The 22,950-nt window shown below is 41.6% G+C and carries 22 protein-coding genes, 2 rRNA genes, 2 riboswitches and 1 other annotated feature; of the genes, 4 read left to right on the top strand and 20 right to left on the bottom strand.

Annotated elements, in window-relative coordinates; translation table 11 throughout:
* From ATZ99_RS09045 to ATZ99_RS08985, 13 genes are all read right to left on the bottom strand, one after another.
* Positions 1-398, bottom strand: a 398-nt coding sequence (locus tag ATZ99_RS09045; protein ID WP_281178180.1) for a tetrahydrofolate dehydrogenase/cyclohydrolase catalytic domain-containing protein, incomplete at its 3' end; no start/stop codon positions are given.
* Between the two features lie 43 nt (positions 399-441).
* Positions 442-1,071, bottom strand: a complete 630-nt coding sequence (locus ATZ99_RS09040; protein WP_068748910.1) for a cyclodeaminase/cyclohydrolase family protein — start codon at positions 1,069-1,071, stop codon at positions 442-444.
* Between the two features lie 17 nt (positions 1,072-1,088).
* The gene (locus ATZ99_RS09035; protein WP_068748909.1) at positions 1,089-1,895 is read right to left on the bottom strand and encodes a DUF166 domain-containing protein; all 807 of its coding nucleotides are present in this window, start codon (positions 1,893-1,895) and stop codon (positions 1,089-1,091) included.
* A 31-nt stretch (positions 1,896-1,926) separates the two neighbouring features.
* On the bottom strand, positions 1,927-3,606 hold the full coding sequence (locus ATZ99_RS09030) for a formate--tetrahydrofolate ligase (protein WP_068748908.1): 1,680 nt from the start codon (positions 3,604-3,606) through the stop codon (positions 1,927-1,929).
* 23 nt (positions 3,607-3,629) lie between these two features.
* Positions 3,630-4,409 (bottom strand): ATP-binding protein, encoded by a 780-nt coding sequence (locus ATZ99_RS09025; RefSeq protein ID WP_068748907.1) that lies wholly within the window; start codon positions 4,407-4,409, stop codon positions 3,630-3,632.
* Positions 4,410-4,439: 30 nt separating this feature from the next.
* The gene (gene cooS / locus ATZ99_RS09020) at positions 4,440-6,338 is read right to left on the bottom strand and encodes an anaerobic carbon-monoxide dehydrogenase catalytic subunit (RefSeq protein ID WP_083947435.1); all 1,899 of its coding nucleotides are present in this window, start codon (positions 6,336-6,338) and stop codon (positions 4,440-4,442) included.
* A gap of 24 nt (positions 6,339-6,362) precedes the next feature.
* Entirely contained in the window at positions 6,363-6,779 is a 417-nt protein-coding gene (locus ATZ99_RS09015; protein ID WP_068748906.1) for a 4Fe-4S binding protein, read from the bottom strand.
* Between the two features lie 209 nt (positions 6,780-6,988).
* The gene (locus tag ATZ99_RS09010) at positions 6,989-7,282 is read right to left on the bottom strand and encodes a PDGLE domain-containing protein (protein ID WP_222927105.1); all 294 of its coding nucleotides are present in this window, start codon (positions 7,280-7,282) and stop codon (positions 6,989-6,991) included.
* Positions 7,279-7,929, bottom strand: a complete 651-nt coding sequence (locus ATZ99_RS09005) for an energy-coupling factor ABC transporter permease (protein WP_068748905.1) — start codon at positions 7,927-7,929, stop codon at positions 7,279-7,281. Before ATZ99_RS09005 ends, ATZ99_RS09010 begins: the two co-directional genes overlap by 4 nt.
* 77 nt (positions 7,930-8,006) lie before the next feature.
* Positions 8,007-8,828, bottom strand: a complete 822-nt coding sequence (locus tag ATZ99_RS09000) for an ATP-binding cassette domain-containing protein (protein WP_068748904.1) — start codon at positions 8,826-8,828, stop codon at positions 8,007-8,009.
* A 1-nt stretch (position 8,829) separates the two neighbouring features.
* Positions 8,830-9,516, bottom strand: a complete 687-nt coding sequence (locus tag ATZ99_RS08995) for an energy-coupling factor transporter transmembrane component T family protein (protein ID WP_068748903.1) — start codon at positions 9,514-9,516, stop codon at positions 8,830-8,832.
* Positions 9,513-10,058 (bottom strand): folate family ECF transporter S component, encoded by a 546-nt coding sequence (locus tag ATZ99_RS08990; protein WP_245641357.1) that lies wholly within the window; start codon positions 10,056-10,058, stop codon positions 9,513-9,515. Before ATZ99_RS08990 ends, ATZ99_RS08995 begins: the two co-directional genes overlap by 4 nt.
* Before the next feature lie 185 nt (positions 10,059-10,243).
* Positions 10,244-11,581 carry an NCS2 family permease gene (locus ATZ99_RS08985; protein ID WP_068748902.1) on the bottom strand — a complete coding sequence of 446 codons (1,338 nt, stop codon included), beginning with the start codon at positions 11,579-11,581 and terminating at the stop codon, positions 10,244-10,246.
* A 69-nt stretch (positions 11,582-11,650) separates the two neighbouring features.
* Positions 11,651-11,754, bottom strand: a riboswitch (purine riboswitch).
* A 168-nt stretch (positions 11,755-11,922) separates the two neighbouring features.
* Positions 11,923-12,005, top strand: a riboswitch (ZMP/ZTP riboswitch).
* 80 nt (positions 12,006-12,085) lie between these two features.
* Here ATZ99_RS08985 and pflB point away from each other — a divergent pair.
* Positions 12,086-14,314: a formate C-acetyltransferase gene (gene pflB / locus ATZ99_RS08980; RefSeq protein WP_068748912.1), complete on the top strand. Its 2,229-nt coding sequence runs from the start codon at positions 12,086-12,088 to the stop codon at positions 14,312-14,314.
* A gap of 53 nt (positions 14,315-14,367) precedes the next feature.
* The gene (pflA, locus tag ATZ99_RS08975; protein WP_068748901.1) at positions 14,368-15,099 is read left to right on the top strand and encodes a pyruvate formate-lyase-activating protein; all 732 of its coding nucleotides are present in this window, start codon (positions 14,368-14,370) and stop codon (positions 15,097-15,099) included.
* Positions 15,100-15,101: 2 nt separating this feature from the next.
* On the opposite strand, the gene ATZ99_RS08970 is transcribed toward pflA, so the two are convergent.
* Both ATZ99_RS08970 and ATZ99_RS08965 read right to left on the bottom strand, forming a co-directional pair.
* Positions 15,102-15,506 carry a hypothetical protein gene (locus ATZ99_RS08970; RefSeq protein WP_068748900.1) on the bottom strand — a complete coding sequence of 135 codons (405 nt, stop codon included), beginning with the start codon at positions 15,504-15,506 and terminating at the stop codon, positions 15,102-15,104.
* Positions 15,507-15,523: 17 nt separating this feature from the next.
* Positions 15,524-16,822 (bottom strand): phenylacetate--CoA ligase family protein, encoded by a 1,299-nt coding sequence (locus tag ATZ99_RS08965; protein ID WP_068748899.1) that lies wholly within the window; start codon positions 16,820-16,822, stop codon positions 15,524-15,526.
* Positions 16,823-16,883: 61 nt separating this feature from the next.
* Positions 16,884-17,128: a binding site (T-box leader), on the bottom strand.
* Between the two features lie 150 nt (positions 17,129-17,278).
* Here ATZ99_RS08965 and ATZ99_RS08960 point away from each other — a divergent pair.
* On the top strand, positions 17,279-18,094 hold the full coding sequence (locus ATZ99_RS08960; RefSeq protein WP_068748898.1) for a hypothetical protein: 816 nt from the start codon (positions 17,279-17,281) through the stop codon (positions 18,092-18,094).
* A 26-nt stretch (positions 18,095-18,120) separates the two neighbouring features.
* Entirely contained in the window at positions 18,121-18,417 is a 297-nt protein-coding gene (locus ATZ99_RS08955; RefSeq protein ID WP_068748897.1) for an EscU/YscU/HrcU family type III secretion system export apparatus switch protein, read from the top strand.
* On the opposite strand, the gene ATZ99_RS08950 is transcribed toward ATZ99_RS08955, so the two are convergent.
* The 5 genes from ATZ99_RS08950 to ATZ99_RS08930 all read right to left on the bottom strand — a co-directional run.
* On the bottom strand, positions 18,369-20,102 hold the full coding sequence (locus tag ATZ99_RS08950) for a PEP/pyruvate-binding domain-containing protein (RefSeq protein WP_068748896.1): 1,734 nt from the start codon (positions 20,100-20,102) through the stop codon (positions 18,369-18,371). The genes ATZ99_RS08955 and ATZ99_RS08950 overlap by 49 nt on opposite strands.
* Positions 20,103-20,125: 23 nt before the next feature.
* Complete coding sequence (locus ATZ99_RS08945) at positions 20,126-20,656, bottom strand: DedA family protein (RefSeq protein ID WP_068748911.1); 531 nt, start codon at positions 20,654-20,656, stop codon at positions 20,126-20,128.
* A 35-nt stretch (positions 20,657-20,691) separates the two neighbouring features.
* Positions 20,692-22,227 carry a histidine ammonia-lyase gene (hutH, locus tag ATZ99_RS08940; RefSeq protein ID WP_068748895.1) on the bottom strand — a complete coding sequence of 512 codons (1,536 nt, stop codon included), beginning with the start codon at positions 22,225-22,227 and terminating at the stop codon, positions 20,692-20,694.
* A gap of 352 nt (positions 22,228-22,579) precedes the next feature.
* Positions 22,580-22,690 (bottom strand): 5S ribosomal RNA (rrf, locus tag ATZ99_RS08935).
* 139 nt (positions 22,691-22,829) lie between these two features.
* Positions 22,830-22,950: ribosomal RNA gene (locus ATZ99_RS08930) — 23S ribosomal RNA — on the bottom strand; the annotation flags it as partial.

Here is a 22,950-nt window from a genome sequence, read left to right as displayed (position 1 = left end):
TCTCCCGCGGTTATTTTTGCTACGTTTATGGGCGAAAAGCAGTCTACGTCTTTTTGGGGGTCTATGTGGTATTTTATCTGGTCTTCAGATAGGTGGGAGGGCAGCGGCCTCATTATGAGTATGCCGTTTACTTTTTTATCTTCGTTTAGTTCGTGAATTTTCTTTATAAATTCCTGTTCTGTTATAGTTTCTGGTAATTCCAGGACATTTGCCTCTACACCTATTTCGTTTGCCCTTTTTAATGCACCTTTAATATAAGAAACGGAATCGGGCCTTTCTCCAACAAGGATTATCTTTAAATTGGGTATATATCCTTTTCCTTTTAACTCCGAAACTTCTTTTATTAAACTCTCCTTTAATGCCTCCGCCACTTCCTTGCCGGATAAAATTAAGGCCATTTAATTCACCCCTTCTATTTTTTTTATCTTTTTAAAACACGTTTTAACCCTTTAACTTTTCTAAGACGATTTTATAAGCTTCATCGGCTAAAATCTCCGCTTCCTTGCAGATTTTTTCTATGCGTTCACTGATTTTTTTAACAAATTCCTCATCATCCATTCCATTTAGATTAATTACAACATTTAATTTTCCACTCAAGACGGCTGATTTTAAAAGCAAAGCTCCCACTCCCGCATCGCTTATTGCAAGTTTGTTGCCTATGTCGGCAAGCCTCCTTTGAAGCTTGAGTGCTTCCAAGGAGTATTCCATTATTTTAACGGGAACCTGGCAGGCTTCTTTTAGTGCTTTTTCTAAGGCCTGCCGTTTTTTTTCTTTTTCTTCTTCGGTGTTTTTGGGCATTTTGTAGGCGGCGGCTACGCTGCTGAATACTTTTGCGTCTTCGTCTATGAGCAAAAGGAGTTTTTCCTGCAGTTCCTGGGTTTTTTGTAATATTTGTTTTACTTCGGGTTCTACGTCTTTGTATTTTTCTTTCCCCACCGTCAGGTTTGCTACCATGCTGCCCAGGGCATTACCGAGGGCGCCGGCTAATGCAGCGGCGCCCCCTCCCCCGGGTACGGGCTCCTTTGACGAGAGAGCCTCGGTAAATTGTCTTACAGTTTTTTCTATATACATCGACATCCCCCTATTTTTCATGCTCTCAGGTTTTTTTCAGCTGCCTTTAAATTTATATGAGCGGCTAAATGCATAACCGAATCTCCGGTTTCCCCATCCACCGCATTTGAGGCAATGCACGGATAGGCATGCCACAGCCTGTTTGCAGTATTTATCGCTTCCTCCCCCATTCTTTTTCCGAGAAGGCCATAGGCTACGAAATAGGTAGCACCACAGGGTGCTGAACGGATAACTTCGACCCCGGTTATATACCCTTTTTTATCTACCTCTACCCGGTATTCGGGCATACCCATTTTAAACTCTGTTAGAAAATCATCGATCAATTTACTTACGGTTTTCTTAACGGAACAAAACGGTTTTGGAAAGAGATATTCTATACCGCACTCTTCGCAAATTTTTTTTAACTTGCTTTCCAAGTATTTATCAATCCATTTAGGGTCTTCCTTAGGTGCGATAAAGACCTTGCATCCAGCTTTTTTTGCCCTTTTCAAAAGATCAACCAAGAGGTCAGGGTGTACTCCGGCAGCTATCAGCACATTATGTTCGGGCAGTTCATCGGGCAAATAACTTTCGGGCTCATCTAAAATTTCGGGCAGCACCGTAGGAAAAAATATTAGCCCCGCAATATTTGGTGTGAAATCCTTGACCTGGCTTTTTTTATATTCAAGACATTCGGAAGAGATACAACCCTTCCCCATTTTATTAAATGTAAGGTTAGGCAAAAACTTTCTTATAATATATTCCCCGCTGTACCTGCAATAAAAAGGGGGAGGAAAGATTGGGTCATCCTTCCCAGCCGCCAAAAGTAACCTGTATTTTTCCAAAGGATACACCTCGTTTTTTTATATTTTAGTTTTAGAAAAGCCCGGAAATCCTTCCGTTTTCGTCCACATCTATATTCTCCGCAGCCGGCCTCCTGGGCAGCCCGGGCATCGTCATTATCTCCCCTGTCAGTACAACTACAAAACCTGCCCCCGCCGATACTTTTACGTTCCTTACGGTTATCCTGAAACCGGTGGGCCTTCCCAGAAGCGCCGGATTATCGCTTAAGGAATACTGGGTCTTGGCCATGCATACCGGTAGATTGCCGAACCCAAGCTTCTCCAAGTTCTCTATGTCCTTTTGCGCAGCCGGAGTGTAATCCACTCCATCGGCACCGTATATTTCTTTTGCAATCGTCTCTATCTTTTCTTTTATGGATAGTTCGAGGGGATATAAGGGGGCGTATCCGTTTTCGCCTTCCTCTATCAGCCTCAATACTTCATTGGCAAGGTCTACTCCGCCTTCTCCGCCCTTTGCCCATACTTCGGATAGCACCACGTTTACCCCCAGGGCTTTGCATTCTTCCCTCACTAAATTAAGTTCTGCTTCGGTATCCGATGGAAATCTGTTCAGGGCTACTACCGCCGGTAACCGGAATTTTTTAGTAATGTTTTCTACATGTTTTAAAAGGTTGGGAAGCCCCTTTCTAAGTGCCTGTAAATTCTCCTCATTTAACCTTTCCTTAGGAATTCCGCCGTTATACTTCAATGCTCTAACCGTAGCAACTATAACCACCGCATCGGGTTTAAGACCCGCATACCTTGCTTTTATGTCCAAAAACTTCTCCGCTCCCAAGTCCGCACCGAATCCGGCTTCGGTCACCACGTAGTCGGCAAGTTTAAGCGCAAGCTTGGTAGCCATTACGCTGTTGCACCCGTGGGCTATATTGGCAAAGGGTCCTCCGTGGATGAAAGCCGGCGTGCCTTCCAAGGTCTGAACTAAGTTGGGCATCAGGGCATCCTTTAGAAGGGCTGTCATGGCGCCGTGGGCTTTCAAATCCCCCGCAGTAACGGGTCTTCCGTCGTAGGTGTAAGCTACTATTATCCTTGAGAGCCTTTCTTTTAAGTCTTTCAGGTCTTTTGCCAAGCAGAACACCGCCATAACTTCCGAGGCTACCGTTATATCAAAGCCATCTTCCCTGGGCATGCCGTTGGCCTTTCCGCCGAGCCCGTCAACTATGAATCTCAGCTGCCTGTCATTCATATCCACACAGCGCCGGATAACAATTCGGCGCGGATCAATGCCGAGCTCATTCCCCTGATAGATGTGGTTATCCACCATGGCGCAAAGGAGGTTATTTGCAGCACCGATGGCATGAAGATCCCCGGTAAAATGCAGGTTTATATCTTCCATCGGAACCACCTGGGCGTAGCCTCCTCCGGCTGCCCCGCCCTTCACTCCGAAAACGGGGCCCAGGGAGGGTTCCCTCAAACATATTACCGCATTTTTCCCAATTCTCCTTAAGGCATCCCCGAGACCTACCGTAGTGGTGGTTTTACCTTCGCCCGCCGGTGTGGGGTTTATTGCAGTCACAAGAATAAGCCTTCCATCTTTCTTTCCCGAGAGCCTTTTTGAAATATTGTAATTGACCTTTGCTTTGTATTTACCGTAGTATTCGATATCATCTTCGGTAAGCCCCAATTTTGCGGCAATGTCTTTTATCGGCTCCAATTTGGCCTCCTGAGCAATTTCAATATCGCTTTTAAAGGTCATATCGCCACCCCTTTATTTAAAATTTATTTTTCAATTTTTAAGGATAAATTGCTTTTTATCCTTGATACTTCCTCTCTTAAAACCGAACTTGAATCATAGGGAGATATACCCATTTTATCGGCATTGATAATTTCCTCGTTATAAGAAATGACTCCCAGAAGGTCACCGGTATCGATGTGGTCATTTATAAATTTTATATCCGCTTCATCTTTTACCTTATTTGCAACTACCAGGACCTTATCTATACCGAGGTCCTTTGCCAATTTTTTTATCGTTTCAAAGGTTTTAATACTTCTGATACCCGGTTCTACCACGGCTATAAAAGCATCCACAAAAGAAGCCGTAGCCCTGCCCAAGTGTTCAATACCGGCTTCCATGTCAAGTATGAGAACCTCTTCCCTTTCTAAAATTAAATGCCTTATTACCGCTTTTATAAAGGAACTTTCGGGGCACACACAGCCCGCTCCGCCCTTTTCAACACCACCCATTTGGATAAGTTTAATGCCCTCATGCTCCACGCAATACCTTTCCGGAATATCATCCACCTTAGGATTAAGGCTGAACATCTGCCCCAATACTCCGGGTTCAGCCCCCGTTCTTTCCTTTATTATATCTTTTAATTGGGAAAGAGGGATAAGCTTTTTTTCTTTTTCCGGTGGAAACCCTAAGGCAAAAGCAAGATTTGCATCGGGATCCGCGTCCACAGCAATTACCCTTTTACCTTCTGCGGTATAAATTTTTGCAAGGCAGCCGGCAAGAGTGGTCTTTCCAACCCCACCCTTACCGGTTATAGCTATTTTCATACCGTTCCCATCCTTCAAATTAAAATTAATTTAAATGCCCAGCATTTTCCGCTTCATTTCGATGTGATAGACTATCTTTTCCGCTGCTTTCACGGGATCGCTTTCTACTTCAAACCTTCCTCCCAGTATTTTTTCAATATCGGAAGTCAGGTAATTTACCACCGTTTCCGATCCCGTTATAGCAGGTGCTACCCCGAGGACAACATATATACCTGAAGATACTGCGTAAAGTCCTATGGATTGCGCTTTTTCGGACATCCACTCAGGAGCAGCCGCAGCTACCGGCAGATCGCTGATATCCATTCCCATATATTTTGCCACATCGGAAAGCAAGGTTAAAATCCTGCTTATATCCACACAGGAGCCCATATGGAGGACCGGTGGTATTTCAAGAAGCTCGCAGCAGGTAGCAAGGCCTTTTCCGCAGTAATTAACCGCATCCATGGACATCAGCCCGGCCTTAATGCAGGCATGGGCGCCGCATCCTGTTGTTACCACCAGGATGTCCCTCTTTATTAATTCCTTTGCCAGTGTAACATGCCCGGAATCGTGAGGGACCTTATGGTTGTTGCACCCCACTATTGCCGCTGCACCCCTTAAAACCCCTGATTTCATTGCATCTACAAGAGGTTTTACGGTACCCGCAGGATGTGCAAAGGAATTTGTAACTTTGTCTAGAATTTTTAAGATAGCTTCATAGCTGTATCCCACATACCCTTGTGCCTTTTCCTCGGGAATGTAGATTTTTTGTTTTCTATTTTTATAATTTAAGACCGCTTCTCTTACTATTTTTTTTGCAATTTCTACGGCCTTTTCCTCATCAAATTCCATATGGATTGCACCGGGCACCTTGGCTTTCAAAGAAGTGGTTATCAATTTCGTATGATAGCATTTTACAATCTCGGAAAGAGAAGGCATAATACACTGTACATCTACCACCATAGCGTCTACCGCACCCGTTGCGATGGCCAGTTCTTGCTGAAAGAAATTACCGGCCATGGGCACTCCATGCCTCATGGTAATTTCATTACCCGTACAGCACATACCTGCGAGGTTGATTCCTTCCGCCCCCTGTTTTTGGGCGAGCTCGATTAGTTCCGGGTCCTTAGAAGCTATCACTATCGCTTCCGACAGGGTAGGCTCATGTCCGTGAACGATTATATTTACGTAATTTTCTTTAAGCACGCCGAGATTTGCCTGAGTTTTCTTTGGCACGGGTGTGCCAAAAATTACATCCGAAAGTTCCGTGCCTATCATCGATCCTCCCCATCCGTCGGATAGGGCTGCCTTTGCGGCTTGATTAATAATATTTCTATAATCCGCATCGCATCCCATATGGGTCGAATGCATTACTTGAACCACTTCCCGGTCAATTGCCCTCGGAGAAATCCCCAGCTCATCCCAGATTACACGTCTTTTTTCCGGAGCCCTTCCTAAGAATCTTAATTTCCCGAAGGGTTTTCCAAATTCTTCAAGAGCCATTAATGCAACTTCCCGGGCAATTTCCTTCAAACTTCTGTTCTCTACTTTTACATTCCATTCCTTAGCAATTTTAAGCAATTTATCTTTATCTCTGACCTCATAATCTCCTTCCTCAAGGGCGGCATGGTAGAGAGCCTGTGCGATATCCCTCCCGTGGTCGGAATGGGCTGCTGCTCCGGCAGCTACGGCTCTGGCAAAATTCCTGGATACTATGGTATCTTCCGTGGCTCCGCAGATTCCTTTCTTGGGGCCATCCTCTGTTATTTTGACGATTCTGCAGGGCCCCATGGAACAGTTGGTGCAGCACAATCCCATTTCTCCAAATCCGCACTGAGGCTGCATCGCCTGGGCTCTGTCCCAGATGGTTTCCAAGCCCATTTCCTTTGCATATTCGTACATTTTAACCGTAGCATTATCGCAGCTTTTACAAAAATTGGTTTCTTTCAAGTTATTCCCTCCTCTGCAAATCTTTTATACGGCTTTTACTTTTAGAGCTTTTGTAGGACATGCCTTTGCACAATAGGGTTCATCGCTTTCCATACACCTGTCGCAAACCGTGGGAAGATTGTATAATTTTATCGCATTAAACGGACATGTATCCTGACAAAGCCCGCACCCTGTGCATGTAATCTCATTCACTTTTATCGTGCCGTTTTCCCTTCTTTCAAGTGCACCGACAGGACACGCTTTTATGCATTTAGGATCGCTGCAAAGCATGCACTGCTCTACTTTGATTTTTCCGTTCTTAACTTTGATTCTGATACGAGAAAACCTTTTTTCCCTGATTGCACCTGCAATATTTTTAGTTTTGGAATGGGCAGCCGCACATGCAAGTTCACAGGTTTTACACCCCAAGCATTTTTCCTTCTCAAAAAAAATTTTTATCAATTCAAATTCCTCCTTTTTACCGCCCATTGTTAATTTTTTCACAACCTCAATTATATATTAACTCTTTGTTAAATTTCTGTCAATATAAAAAGCCCCCGTAAAAGGAGGCTTTATAAAAAAAGTTTAAGACTGCCTATAATCATTTCCTTGTTTTTTCAAATATAATTATTCAAAAGCTATACTAAGTAAATTTTTTATTACGGGATAATTTATTTCTTGACTTGAATTATCATCCTTCCAATACCGTAACTAAACGCAAAAACCGCTAAGGTGCCCAAAATTCCTGCAAAAGCAGTAGAAAAATAATCATTTTGAATAAAGGAAATCCTGTAATCGCTAAAAGGTGAAGAAATTATCCCCTGATCAGCTTTTTCTTCAATATTTAACTTCTGGCTCACCCTTTCCAGACCATCGGGAAGGGATGAAGCAAAGGGAGAAAGCAGGGCGGCGATTATTAATGCTGCTAAAAGTATGTATACCCAAACTTTTTTTATCATTTTCATGCCGTCATCCCCTTTTCCGAATTATCGATGCCATCCGCCTTTATATTCCTCACCCTGTCCACAAAGGAACATACCGCTACGGTTATCAATCCTTCCCCGATTCCTATCAGAGAGTGTATAACGACCATCGGAATCATTACCTCCTTCAGTCCCGCCAATCCTGAAAGAAAAAGCTCTCCACTGCAAAATATTGAAGCGGCTACCACCGAAGCCCACCCGGCTAAAAATATACCTGCGAAGTTTTTGCCAGAAAACCACTTTTTAGAAAATTTTAACATAAAAAAGGCCGTAACCGGAGCCACTACTGCCATGTTGAATATATTTGCCCCGAGTGCCAGTAGCCCTCCATCCTGAAAAAGTAAGCATTGAAGTATAAGTACCGAGGCCATTGCAAGTCCTGCCAGCTGGGGCCCCACCGCATAAGTAAGCATAGCCGCTCCCAGAAAGTGACCCGAAGTACCTGCCATTACTGGAAAATTCACCATTTGAGCTGCGAAAACAAAAGCTGAAAGGACTCCAAGAAAAGGAATATCTTTTTCTTCCATTATTTTTTTTGCACTGTCAGCATCTTTTTTTAAAGCATAGGCGCTGGCTGCAGCGGTAACTATAAGGGTTTTGGGATCCAGAAAACCATCGGGTATATGCATATAACTTCCTCCCGTCAAGATATTTTATATAATTAAAACAGGCCATGAAGCATCCCTTTCAAGGAGATTTTTGACCTTCATGGCCTGTTTATCAATGACTTTATTAAGTTAATGAAGTCCTTGGTCTTATAAGGTAAAAAATAGCCTTCCCCTAAAATTTCCTTTGAAAATCTGTAAACCAGCGGTTGTTCCAGATCGGCCTCTCTTATCACTTCATCCCGGGTTAATATTTCAGGAGGGCCTTCTGCAAGAACCCTTCCCCTTTTTAATATTATCACCTTTTGTGCCCAATCCGCAGCAAAATTTACGTCGTGAGTTGCAATAATTAATGTTCGACCTTCCCCTTCCAAATACTTTAAAATATTTATAATCTGGCGCCGGGAAGAGGGGTCAAGGAAGGCCATAGGTTCATCTAAGATAAGTATTTCAGGGTCTACGGCTATTACGCCGGCTATTGCTACCTTTTTTTTCTGACCGTAACTTAAGTGTTGAGGAATTCTTTCCTTTAATTCCTCTATTTTTAAAGCCTTCATGGCTTTTTCCACTCTTTTTTCTACTTCTCCCTTACTTAAGCCGAAATTTACCGGTCCAAAAGCAATATCTTCGTATACCGTCGCAGAAAAAACCTGATCATCCGGGTTTTGAAAGACAAGGCCCACTTTTTGCCTTATTTTATACTCATTCCCTTTTTTTACCTCTTCTCCAAAAATCTTTACCCTTCCCTTCTTGGGAAGATAAACTCCATTAAGATGTAAAAGCAATGTGGTTTTTCCAGCTCCGTTTTCCCCCAGAATTGCTATCTTTTCTCCCGGCATTATTTTAAAACTTATTCCCTTTAATGCCTCGCTGCCATCCCTGTATTGAAAAAACAAATTCTCCACTTCTACTGCATAATTCATTTCAATACACCTTTTCTATAAATAGTAAAATTGCGGGAGGTATTAAAATACCTGCTATAAAAATAAGGTTTGAAGCAAAGAGGCTTTCTTCTTCCTTTAATACAAGCTTTCCGCTATATCCTCTGGAGAGCATGGCATTATATACTCTTTCACTGCGTTCTGCAGACCTTATAAACAAGCTTCCCACTAAATAGCCAAGAATTTTCATGGTATTCCATTCCCAGAAACCTCTGCCTCTTTTGAATCCTTTAGAAATTAAGGCTTTTTCCATGCTTTCCAGTTCTTTAAATATTACATCAAAATATCGGTAGGTAAGAAAAACCATATCTGCCAGAACGCTAAGAAGGCCTATTTTTTTAAACCCGGTTATGACCTTGGAAAAGGAAAACATCGTGTTAAAAGTAGAAACAATAAGAATTGCTTCAAAGCTTTTAAGAAATATGATAACGTATTTTTGATATCCGAAATCCATGTTAAGAATATATGCAAAGAAAACCATAAAAGCGGAGAATAAAACTGGTATTTTTGAATTTCTTACCGCCTCAATAAATCTAAAATTATATAGTGCAAATACCGCTAAGGTAATAACAAGGTTATATATTAAAAACCTTATGTCGTTAAAAAGTGATACTTCTATAATATAAATCACCAAACTCAGGGCTATAGCAGAAGAAGCGATGTTTTTCACGGTTTATACTCCCTGGTAATAGCTACGGATAAATTAATCCTCTTCAAAAGAATTTTTATCAAAAGAGTGTATAGCGGGATGTTAACCGCCTGGGTAATCGCAGCGGTAGTCATTTTATAAATCAGCGGAATTCCAAAGAGCTTATTTAAAAAATAAGGAACAAGCAAAATGGAGGTTACGGTCTGCCCTACAGCAATGGCAAATAAAATTTCCCAGAACCTGTAATTTTTAGTTTTCATGATCTTCAACACGAGTGCGGGGATAATGCCCGTTAAAGCGCTGGTTAAAGTAAAATGCGGCATATAAGGCCCCATAGGATTTATTCCGTAACCCACTATATCACCTACGGCTCCGATAATTCCTCCGGCCATTGGCCCCATCAAAATCCCGCCGAATATCAAAGGAAGTCCTCCAAAGCCTATCCTGATAGCCTCCACATTTCCAATCGCAATTCTTATGCTGGCAATTCGGGTAAGTATAATATTCAAGACTATCAGCATCGCCATATAGGTGATTTTTCTTGCTGCGGAGTCCTTATTCACGACCTCACTCCCCTTCTATTTGTTCCTTTATTCACATTTTAACCTATCGTTAATATTTTGTCAATCTCGTTATCCACAACAATGCTATTTTAAGTACTTAATCCCTTTAAATAATTATTTTAATTATACCAAAAATATAAAGGCCCGCAACAGTAAAATTAAGCCGCCATAAAGGCGGCTTAATTTTACCTTACATATATGAAGTACAGAATAAAGGTTACCGCAAGAATGTACATCACCCAGTGGACCTCTTTTGATCTGCCCGAAAGGGTCATCAAAAGGGCATATGCCACAAATCCCACCGCAAGCCCCAAAGAAATGCTGAAGGTCAACGGCATCAAAATAGCTGTGAGGAAAGCAGGGAAGGCCTCGTAAAAGTCCGAGAATTTAATCTCATTCAAGCTGGAAGCCATAAATATACCGACTATTATCAGTGCAGGCGCGGTAGCCTGGGAAGGGACTGCCAGGGCTATGGGAGAGAATATGATAGAGGCAATGAACAGGAGCGAAACCACAACGGAAGTTAAGCCCGTCCTGCCGCCTGCGCTGACACCTGCGGCACTTTCCACATAAGTGGTGGTATTGCTTGTCCCAAGCAGCGAACCGATCACGGTACCGAGCGAGTCAGCAAAAAGTGCCTTATTACCCCTTTTTAAATTGCCGTTTTCATCGATCATACCCGTTCGGGATGCCACGCCCACAAAGGTGCCGATCGTATCGAAAAGGTCGGCAAAGAACAAAGAAAATATCACGGGATACATGGAAACCTTTAAAGCACCCATTATGTCCAGTTTTAAAAATCCAGGCGCCATGCTCGGAGGTGCTGAAATCAGGGTTGACGGAATTTTGGTAATCCCCATGGGTATTCCGAGAATGGTAGTAATAATAATACCAAGCAGCATGCCCCCGCGAACGCCTCTTGCGACGAGAACTGCGGTAATGATAAGACCTATGGTTGCAAGGAGTGTCCCCGGATCCTTGAAGTTTCCGAGGTCTACAAAGGTCGCTGGATTTGACACTACAATCCCGGCATTTTTAAAACCTATAAAAGCTATAAAAAGTCCTATACCCGCACCTACCGCATGTTTCAAAGGAAGGGGTATTGCTTTAATCAGCAATTCCCTGAGCCCCGTAAGAGTAACAATAACGGCTATGATTCCGGACAAAAACACCGCACCCAGGGCTGTCTGCCAGGGAATTCCCATTTTGCCAACCATTACATAGGCGAAAAAGGCGTTAAGTCCCATACCCGGAGCTAAAGCAAAGGGATAGTTGGCGTAAAGCCCCATAAAAAGGGTTGAAATAGCGGCAGCTAAGGCTGTTGCCATAAAGACGGCACCCTGATCAAGCCCGGCATCCTTCAGTATAATCGGGTTTACCAGTATAATGTAAGCCATTGTGACGAAGGTGGTAAAACCTGCCAGTATTTCAGTTCTTACATCGGTACCGTTTTCCCCGAGCTGGAAAAACCTTTCTAAAAATCCTTCTTCTTTTGCTTTTTTGATGACAATCTCCTCCTTCAAAGCTGCAACCTCCTTAATATTTTTACCCGAACCCTTAAAAATAATAAATCCCCTTTCTGTAAAATAAGGGGAATACTATGATTCCCCTATAGCCTTCGGCGGTTTACGGCCGCCCGGTAGAAACTTCCGGGCCATATTCCCGGAATTATACAGGGGTTGCGGGCAAATTTTTAATTTTCGTTTTAATTTTATCAGAATTATTAAATTTGGTCAATATGAAAGAGAACATTACTGTGGTTGATTTTATACATCATTCGGAAATAAAATAACAAATCATTTTCTGCTAACAAAAATGTATTGACATTTTAGGGGGTAAGATAATAAAATAAAATATAACAACAAAAGGATCCCATGACTGGCGGCAGTGGAATTAACCACAGGGGAGTGGGATCAATAGGGAATGCCGACCGCCTGGGCAAAATAAAATTTTGTCCGGGCGGTTTTGTTTTTTATGCTTATTATATTTTCAAATTCATCTATATAAGCGCAAAGGAGGTAATAAAAATGCAGGAAGCCTGGAAGGGTTTCATCCCGGGTATCTGGGTAGAAGAAATAAATGTAAGGGATTTCATTTGCAAAAATTTCACCCCTTATTATGGAAACAGCAAATTCCTTTCAGGGCCTTCGGAAAAAACCCGGCGTCTCTGGGAAAAATGCAAAGAACTCCTATTAGAAGAAGGTAAAAAAGGCGGAGTTTTAAAAATAGACACAGCTACAGTTTCATCAATTACCGGCCACAAACCCGGATATATAAAAAAAGAGGATGAGATAATTTTTGGACTTCAAACCGATGAACCTCTAAAAAGAGCCGTTAACCCCTTTGGAGGCATACGCATGGCCAACGAAGCATGTAAAGCATACGGCTATGAACTCGACCCGCATATAAGCGAGATTTTCTCGAAATACCGCACCACCCATAATGAGGGGGTTTACAGGGCCTATACAGAGGAAATGCTTCTTGCGAGAAAGCTGGGGTTAATCACAGGGCTTCCCGACAATTACGGAAGAGGGAGGATAATCGGCGATTACCGGAGGGTAGCCCTTTACGGAGTTGACAGGCTTATTGAGGAAAAAAAGAAGGATCTTTGTGATCTTAAGTCTCCTTTAACTTTAGAAATTATTCAGCTAAGAGAAGAGATATCCATGCAGATTGAAGCTTTACGGGATCTTAAAAAAATGGCTCTTGATTACGGTTTTGACATTTCCTATCCGGCCAGAACCGCCTTAGAGGCCATTCAGTGGATTTACTTTGCCTATCTTGCGGCAATAAAGGAGCAAAACGGAGCGGCTATGTCCCTCGGCAGGGTAAATACCTTTCTGGATATTTACATTGAGCGGGACATTAAAAGCGGAATTCTTAGTGAAGAACAGGCTCAAGAGCTCATAGACCAGTTTGTTATCAAGCTAAGAATGGCAAGACAGCTACGCACACCCGAATACAACGAACTATTTGCAGGTGACCCCATGTGGATCACCGAAGCTCTTGGAGGAATGTGCTTGGACGGCCGGCCGATGGTAACAAAGACCACTTACCGATTTTTAAATACCCTTGTCAACCTCGGACCCGCACCGGAGCCGAACTTGACCGTATTGTGGGCTAAAGATCTGCCGGACAATTTTAAAAAATTTTGCGCAGAAATTTCCATTAAAACCAGTTCCCTTCAGTATGAAAATGACGATCTGATGAGACCCATTTTCGGGGATGACTACGGGATTGCCTGCTGTGTATCGGCTATGAAGCTGGGAAAGCAAATGCAGTTTTTCGGAGCAAGGGTGAATCTGGCAAAAGCTCTGTTACTCGCCATTAACGGAGGAAAGGATGAGAAAACGGGTTTAAAAATAGGCCCCGAATTGCCTCCCATGAATAAAGGCCAATTAAACTTCGAAGAGGTATTTAAAAGGTATACTATCGTTCTTAAGTGGCTTACAAATTTATATGCAGATACCATGAACCTCATTCATTATATGCACGATAAATACAACTACGAAAGGCTTCAAATGGCCCTGCACGATACCAATGTGGATCGATTGATGGCCTTCGGCATAGCCGGCCTATCGGTAGTGGCAGATTCCCTCAGCGCGATAAAATACGCAAAGGTCACTCCTGTTTTTAATTCCGACGGAATTTGCGTGGACTTTATTATCGAAGGCGATTTTCCAAAGTACGGAAACGACGATGACCGGGTGGATTTTATTGCGGTAGAAGTAGTAAAAACCTTTTACGGATTCTTAAAAAGAAAACCCCTTCATAGAAAAGCCCGGCCAACGGTATCCATCCTTACTATTACCTCAAATGTGGTCTACGGCAAAAAAACCGGCGCCACTCCCGATGGTCGAAAATCCGGCGAACCTTTTGCTCCCGGAGCAAACCCCATGAGCGGCAGGGAAAGGATGGGGCCGCTCGCCGCTTTTAACAGCATATGTAAGCTGCCCTACGATTACTGCAAAGATGGGATATCCTATACCTTTTCAATCGTGCCCCAGGCTCTGGGAAGAAGCGATGAAGATAAGGTAAATAACCTCACCGCACTTCTTGAAGGCTATTTTTTAAACAAAGGACACCATATAAATGTTAATGTAATGGATAAAAGGCTGCTTCTTGATGCCATGGAAAATCCTCATAAATACCCCCAGCTTACCATCAGGGTTTCGGGGTATGCGGTGCACTTTAGCAAACTTTCCCGGGAACAGCAGTTAGAAGTGCTTACCAGAACCTTTTTTGAAAGCCTGTAGCGCAAATTCAAAATAATCTGCAGAATCATTAAGAAAAATTGGAGTGTTTAAAAATGGGTATAAAGGGAAGAATTCATTCCATTGAAACTATGGGAACTTTGGACGGTCCCGGCATCCGCTTTGTGGTTTTTACTCAGGGCTGCCCCTTAAGGTGTGCTTACTGCCACAACCCGGATACCTGGGACCCCCGGGGCGGATATTTAATCGATGCAGCTGATTTATTCAATAAAATTTTAAGGTATAGAAATTATATGGAATTTTCAGGAGGTGGGTTAACCCTTTCAGGGGGCGAGCCCACCCTCCAGCCGGATTTTTGCGCCGAACTTTTTAAAAGGTGTAAAGACGCCGGTATAAATACCGCTTTAGACACCTCCGGCTATTGCGAACAAAAGAATCTGGAAAAAATTCTGCCCTACACCGACTTAGTGCTTTTTGACATCAAACATTTGGACCCAAAAAGTCATATTGAACTCACAGGGAGGGATAACAGCAAAATCTTGGAAAATCTAAGCTTAATTGAATCTAAAAAAGTAAAAACCTGGGTAAGATATGTTTTGCTACCCGGAATTAACGATACACCGGAAATTATTAATAAACTTGCGGATTTTCTTTCAGGCTTTAATTTTATCGATAGGGTAGAAGTTTTGCCATACCACAGATTGGGTGTTCATAAATGGGAAGAATTGGGCATAAGTTATAAACTTAAAAAAATTAATCCTCCGTCAAAGGAGGATTTAAACTGCATCAAGCGAATTATAGCCCAGAGGGGGTTAAAGGTATCTTAAAGCTATACCATAATACCTTCTTCTTTTAGATATTCCGCCGCTGCTTTCAGGTTATCAACCCGGAAAATTATAAGGGTTTTACCCGGATTTTCTCCCATAAAGGCATACATATACTCAATATTCACCGATTTTCTGCTCAAAATCTCCAGTATCTTTTGTACCTCTTTAAAAGTGTGCTGAATTTCTACAGCTATTACTTCGGTAATTTTAACGGTAAATCCTTTTTCCTGCAAAACCTTCAAGGTTTTTTCGGGATCATCTACTATCAATCTTAAAACCCCGAAATCCGCAGTATCTGCAAGCATAAGTGCCTTCACATCCATGCCGTTATCGTTAAGGGCCGAAGTAACCGCATAAAGCCTTCCGGGAGTATTTTCAAGGAAAACAGAAAGCTGTTTGACTATCATCCGCATACCTCCTGTAATTATATTTTTCTTTTATCTATTATCCTTTTTGCCTTACCTTCGCTGCGTTCTATGGTTTTAGGTTCTACCAGCTTAACCTTTACGGAAATCCCAAGAGTAGTCTCAATTTCATTTTGAATTTTTTTACTTAAAATTTCAAGGGATCTCACGTCATCAAAAAACATTTTTTCCGAAACTTCCACATGCACTTCCAGAACATCCAAATGATCCACCCTGTCTACCACCAGCTGGTAATGGGGTTCCGTTTCTCCAAACTGCAAAAGCACGTGTTCTATTTGAGAAGGGAAAACATTCACACCTCTTATTATCAGCATGTCGTCGGTTCTCCCCTCAATCCTGCCGATTTTAACACTGGTTCTTCCGCAAGCACAGGGCTCTGCTATAAGCCTTGAAATATCTCCCGTCCTGTATCTTATTATGGGAAGAGCCTCTTTTGTCAGGGAGGTGAATACCAGTTCCCCTTTTTCCCCCGGCGGAAGCACATCCCCGGTTTTGGGATCTATTACTTCCACCAGGAAGTGATCTTCCTGAACGTGGAGCCCATTTTTATACGGGCACTCTATGGCTACACCGGGACCAATTATTTCACTCAGGCCGTATATATCAAGAGCAGTTATTTTCAACCTTCCTTCAATTTCCTTCCTCATGTTTTCCGACCAGGGTTCGGCGCCGAAAACCCCTATGCGCAGGTTCAAATCTTCCGGTTTTAGACCCATTTCCTCAATTACTTCGGAGATGTGAAGGGCATAGGATGGGGTGCAGGTTAATACGGTTGTTCCGTAATCCTTCATGATCATTACCTGCCTTTTGGTGTTCCCCCCGGATATGGGAATTATCGTCGCCCCAATTTTTTCCGCGCCGTAGTGAAATCCAAGCCCGCCGGTAAAGAGGCCATATCCGTAAGCATTTTGGATTACATCGTTTTTTTGGATTCCCGAAGTCACCAAAGAGCGGGCCATGAGCTCCGTCCATACATTAATATCGCTTCTCGTATACCCAACCACCGTTGGCTTACCGGTAGTTCCTGATGAGGAATGAATTCTCACCACTTCGCTTAAAGGAACGGCAAACATTCCGTAAGGGTAGTTTTCTCTGAGGTCCTTTTTATAAGTAAAGGGAAGGTATTTTAAATCCTCTAAGGATTTCAGATCGCCCGGTTCAAAGCCGGCGTTCTGTAACAGTCGCCTGTAGTGAGGAACATTATAAAATGCCCTTTCCAAAGTGTTTTTTAATCTTGAAAGTTGCAGTTCTTTTAGCTCATCCCTTGGCATACATTCGTATTTTTCATTCCAGTACATTCCATTTTAACCCCCTTCTTTTATTAAAAAATAATCCCTAAATAAAAAAGCCCTTCATCCCTGATGGGACGAAAGGCTGCTTTCCGCGGTACCACCCAAATTGGCATAAAGCCCACTCTTTTCGGGCACGGATTTTAATCTATGCCCTATTGGTTTAACGGTCAAAACCGTCCGGGCCTACTTTGAGTTTCAACCCGAAGCTCGGAAGGGAACTTCAGCTATTTTCGCCTGAAAACGCTCTCAGTCGCCGGCGTTTTCTCCCTGTAAAGCGCTCCATAGCCTACTTTCTTCCGTCATCGCCTTTTGCTTATTGAAATTTTAATTGGTTAAAATTATACCACGGGAGAGCAGAGACGTCAATCATTATTTTTTAAATAATGCTATTTCTCAAAAGTTATATTATAATAAAATCAAAATCAAAGGAAAAGCAAATTAAAATCCGGGCGGGAATGTTTTATGAATATAAACCTCAATTCTCTTTTATCCCTTACAATTGAAACCTTTAAGAATATGCTCAAAACAGATGAAGGTAAACTTTTAAAAGAAATGCTATCCGAAAAATTGATATTGCCGGAAAATAGAACAAAAGATAATGATAATGATATAATAGCAAAATATGAAGCTTTTCAAGAAAAAATTCCTCTTTTATTCACCCGGCAAATAATTGAAAGAGTAATAAAAAACAATCCGGATTACAGCGAAGCAATCCTTTTTAAAGATTTATATAATTTTTTAAAAAGGGAATTTCAATCCCTGAGGAAGGAATTCACCTCTAAAAAAAATATCTTATCTTTTCAGGGTATTGATGAAATAGAACAAATTCTCTTAAAAAATATACACAATAATAGCGATTCTTTTATTAACTTTCGATTACTTTTAAAGTTAATAAATATAGCTTTTGCAGATCTGAAACACAAAACTCGCTTTGACATCATATTTTTAGAGGATAAAAAATTTATCCTCTTTAAGTCAGAAAATCAAAAAAACCCGGAAAACCGTTTTAATCTTAGCTTCTTAATAAACACAAAAAACTACGGAATAGTAGAAGCAAAAATTACCTGCTTTAATAAATCCCTGGGCTCTTCTCTAATTTTTGAAAACAGAAATTTTTGCGAGGAAGCAAAAAAATATTTTCAAACTTTGAAAAAAGAAGGAAGGCTTTCCAAAAGCCTTTCAGGTTTAAAATTCATTTATGACTCCGAAAGGCTGGAAAAATTTTTTGTTGAACGAACATTTTTGCTTAATAATGTAAAAATGGATTTTAAAATATAGATGGAAAATAAGAAGGGGAAAAGATAATGGATGATAAAGTGAACAATAAATTGAAAGCTGCAGCATTAAAATACGACAAAGATAAGGATGATGCTCCAATCCTTGTGGCAAAAGGTCAGGGAGAAATTGCCAGGGAAATATTAAAAATCGCCGAAAAAGAAAGCATCCCCATCTTGCAGAATTCCCCATTGGTGGATGCTCTAATGAAAGTAGAAATAGGTTTTGAAATCCCACCCGAGCTTTACAAAGTGGTGGCTGAAATCCTTGCCTTCGTTTATTCCTTGGATACCACTACCCCACGCATTTTTTCCCCATCCAAGTAAGCATCGTACAATCCCTCGAAAACCCAGACTGCCGGATGTTCTGTGGGCTGTCTTTTTGCACTTTTAAAGAATTCAAAGTTGATGATGTTGGTCTCAATTGAATCAAATACGGGCATGTAAAGTATTCCATCTAAATCCAAGTCCGCAAAAAAATGGGTACCGTAGGACAGTTCCGGCATAAAATTTTTTGTTTTTATTCCCAGTTCTACCAGCATCCCGCAGTTAGAAATTTCGTTGTAGGTGACCGGCACACCCAGGTTGGGATTGCTGGAACCCCATCGCCCCGGCCCTACAAGTATATATCTTTCTTTCTGCAGTTTTTCGTTTACCCTTCCCACTTCCCGGGCTACATCGTACTTGTCCGGGCTTTTATTATATTCTTCAAAATCTACGTATACGATGTGTTTAACATTTTTTAAAACGCCGTTTGTCAGCATTCTGTCCCCTGCAAGAATAATACTTTCTCTTTTTATATCCTGTGGAATTTCCACCTTGCTGTACTCTTCATAGCTGGTCAATGGCCTGACCTGCACCAGTGCAAACTTAGGGTCTTCCGGTTCGTAAGCCCATTCCACATCCACCGCAATTCCCATTAAATCTTCCAGATATCCGAACAAAAACTCCATAAGCCGGAAAAAGCGGGGTTTAAAAGCGGGAAAATTATCAAAAGTAAAAACTATCCTCTCCCCGGGATTAAGCTTTGTCAGCACCGGCGGAACATCCTTCAACATATTTTCCGCAGAAGAATATATGGATGCGAACTTATTAAAGTTCCTGTGATAGGGAATTAGGTCCAGCCTGTCGTTTATATTATAATCCCGCAATTCTCCGGTATCCATATCCAGCATATCAAAGGTCTCCTGGGAGTACTTTGCTATTTCCCAGGGATTATTTCCTTCGGGACGCAGGCTCAAATTTGTCAGCGAAAAAATTCTGGCATAACCCCTTCCGGTACTTCTTGTCCCAAGGCCAAAAACAATCCTTACCACTCCGTCTTCTTTTCTTATTCTTTCTGTAAACCTCCTGTAATTTTGAGAAAAGCCAACCCCCGCTATTTCAGGGTAAAATCCTTCCTTGCGCCTTTTGCCGAAAAGCTGCTGAATTATAACAGCCATTTTTTCATCGTGCAGGTTGTGTTTTTCCCGGTAAACAACGGCGTTTTTACCGTATGTACTTGCGTAAATCTGCTTTATAGCCCGGGTAATCTGTTTTAATCTAAAATCAATGCCACCCGTATTGGGTATAAAAGTTGTAAAATATTTACCCGCGAAAGAATATTTAATACTGTCCTCCAGATACGAAGAAGACCTTATGGCAAGGGGATAATCCATAATCGATACCACTTTTTCCAGAAAGCCAATTACATAATCCGGAAATTTGCCTTCCAGAATTTTTTGCTGTATTAAATTCAAATTCCCAGGTTCTTCCTTTATAATCCTGTCAATATTATTCAATCTTAAAAAGTCTTCGTAAACCTCCGTGGACAAAAAGTAACTTTCTGGTATTACCACGTTTTTTAAGATTTCGTATTCTCCTTTTCTTTCCTCTAAGTGAATTTTTGCGTATACCAGTCCTTTTGCTTTTCCACCGATGCACTCGGTACCCAGGGTTTTTTCCCTTATCTCTTTAATTTCTAAAGGATTAAACTGAATAAATTTTTTTACCTTTTCCTTTGTGGTATCCATCTTCTTCACACCTTCCAAGAAGTTTAATGCACTATTTTAGATAATAATTTTTGTATATAGGCAATTCCGTTGAATCCATATAAAGCCATTAATGTCCATATCACAGCCCATACCAAATCCCCCAGAAAACAAAATACGACATATTCAATAAAATCTATACCAGCCACACCCGACAACCAAATAGCGGGAGTTCGAGGAAGACCTATCAAACGACTTATAAAAACCACATAGCCCCCCTTTTTTTTATACCATCGCTCAACCCTCCGGTAGACCTCATCCTTTACCTTAAGTTTTTTTAACAGAGACTTTACAAATCTCTTGCCCTTAAACCTTCCTACAAAATAAGCCAGAATGTTTCCGGATAAATTGCCGAGGGTAATGTAAAGGATTACCTTGAAAAGATTTAATCTCCCTTTTTTTATAAGGTAAGCGGCGGCGACAAATACTATTTGAACCGGACCGGGCATCCCCGTTCCTTCATAAAATAAGAAAAGGAAAATTCCAGCATAGCCGTACCGAATTATAAATTCGTAAAGGGGGTTCACCTTTGCCACTCCAATATAGCTTCTTATTTTCCATAATAACACAATTATTCAAGAGTTCCTACTGCTTCTTCTACCCTTTTTACCAATTCACCGCTTTTTATTAGATGCGCAAGTTTTTTAATATCTTCGCTTAAAACCCTGTCCTCTTCAATTTTTGGGACAACATCCCTTATCAGTTCATAGGCCCTTTTAGTCCCTTTTCCCAGGTCTTTAAAACATCCTCCCTCTTCAAAACGGAAATCTATTGCCTGAGCCGCACAGAGAAGTTCAATGGCAAGGACGTTTAATGTGTTTTCTACAATTTTCCAGGCCTTTTTCGCTGCAATTGTTCCCATGCTTACATGATCTTCCTGATTTGCAGAAGAAGGTATAGAATCCACACTGGCCGGAAAAGAAAGGGTCTTGTTTTCCGATACCAGCGCCGCTGCCGTATACTGGCTAATCATGAGTCCTGAGTTCAAGCCGCCGTTTCTCGTTAAAAACGCCGGAAGACCTTCATTAAGGCTGGGGTTGACAAGCCTTTCTATTCTCCGCTCGGCGATGTTTGAAAGCTCCGATACGGCAATAGCAAGGTAATCCATATTGATAGCCACCGGCTCTCCGTGAAAATTTCCCCCCGATATTATTTTCCCTTCTTCGGGAAATATTAATGGGTTATCCGTTGCCGAATTTATCTCTATTTCAACAACGTTTTTAACATGGTTTAATGCATCCTTTACAGCTCCGTGCACCTGGGGTATGCACCTTAATGCATAAGCATCCTGGACTTTGTAATGCCCCTGACGGCTAATAAATTTACTTTTATCCAGCAATTTTCTCATATTTTCCGCAGCTGCCCTCTGTCCCCTATGGGGTCTCACCCTTTGCACCTTTTCGTCAAAAGCATCTATTATTCCATTTAATGCCTCAAAGGTCATTGCCCCGCTGATATCTGCCGCTTTTGATAAATTAATTGCACCGGATATGGAAAGGCAGGCCAATGCGGTCATTGCTTGAGTCCCGTTAATCAAGGCAAGCCCCTCTTTTGCTTCGAAGACAACGGGTTCTATCCCCGCCCTCTCGAGGGCAACTTTCCCCGGAAGAACCTCTCCTTTATAAAGAGCCTCACCTTCTCCCATCATTACCAGCACCATATGAGCCAACGGCACCAGGTCTCCGCTAGCTCCTAAGGAACCCTGAGAGGGAACAAGGGGTACTATATTTTCATTTAGCATTTTTATTATAGTTTCAAGGGTAGATAACCTTACTCCCGAATACCCTTTCGCCAGGGCGTTTATTCTCAAAAGCATCATAGCCCTTACCACTTCTTCAGGGAAATGTTCACCTACTCCTGCAGCATGGCTTCTTATCAGGTTTCTTTGAAGTTTTTTTGTATCCTCCGGTGATATTACTACATTACAAAATTTCCCAAAACCAGTGGTAACTCCGTATACTATTTCCCCCTTTTCTATTATTTTTTCTACATATCTCCTGGAATTATTTATTTTTTCTATAGCGGTATTGGAAAGTTTTACCTTTTCACCCCTCACCGCCACATTAACAACTTCTTCTACCGTCAGATCTTCTCCTTTAATAATCATGGATTACCCCCCAAGCACTTAATTTATAAATTCAATTTTCTCTATTCTTTATACTAATGAATCCTTTTATACAAAAACCTTTATAGCCCGATTTTTCTTTATGCTGATACTTTAGCATTATAAAAGCCCCTAAAAGCCGAATAAGGGAAACCTTTCGGTTTCCCTTATTCACACTTAATTTTTAATCTTTTAGTCTGTATTAACAACAAGAATTTCAATAAAGCCATTGATAATGACTTTTTACGGCATGACCATTATTTTTTTATATTTTATTTCTTCCTTTGAGGAAATATAGGTATTTGTAAGCTATATTATAACGTATTTTAATATTTGTCAATAAAAAAATAAAAGATTTCGGCAGCGACCTACTCTCCCGGGATAACCCAGTACCATCGGCGCTGGAGGGCTTAACCTGTGTGTTCGGTATGGAAACCGGTGTTTCCCCTCCGCTATGGCCACCGAAATCTTTCTTTCATTATTTATTTATGTTATTTATTTTTTTCCTTTTGCTTTTCTATTCCTTTTTTCCTTATTGTTCTTCCTTTATTTTCCCATATTCTTTACTTTCACCCTCAAAACTGCACAGAGGTTTTTTACTTTTTTTGGTCAAGCCCTCGGCTCATTAGTACCGGTCGGCTCAAGGCCTTACAGCCCTTACACCCCCGGCCTATCTACCTGGTCGTCTCCCAGGTGCCTTACTCCCTTTTCAGGATGGGATACCTT

Origin of the sequence: Thermovenabulum gondwanense (assembly GCF_001601575.1) — a bacterium.
Taxonomy (GTDB): Bacteria; Bacillota; Thermosediminibacteria; order Thermosediminibacterales; family Thermosediminibacteraceae; genus Thermovenabulum; species Thermovenabulum gondwanense.
This window is presented reverse-complemented; position numbering and strand designations above follow the sequence as displayed.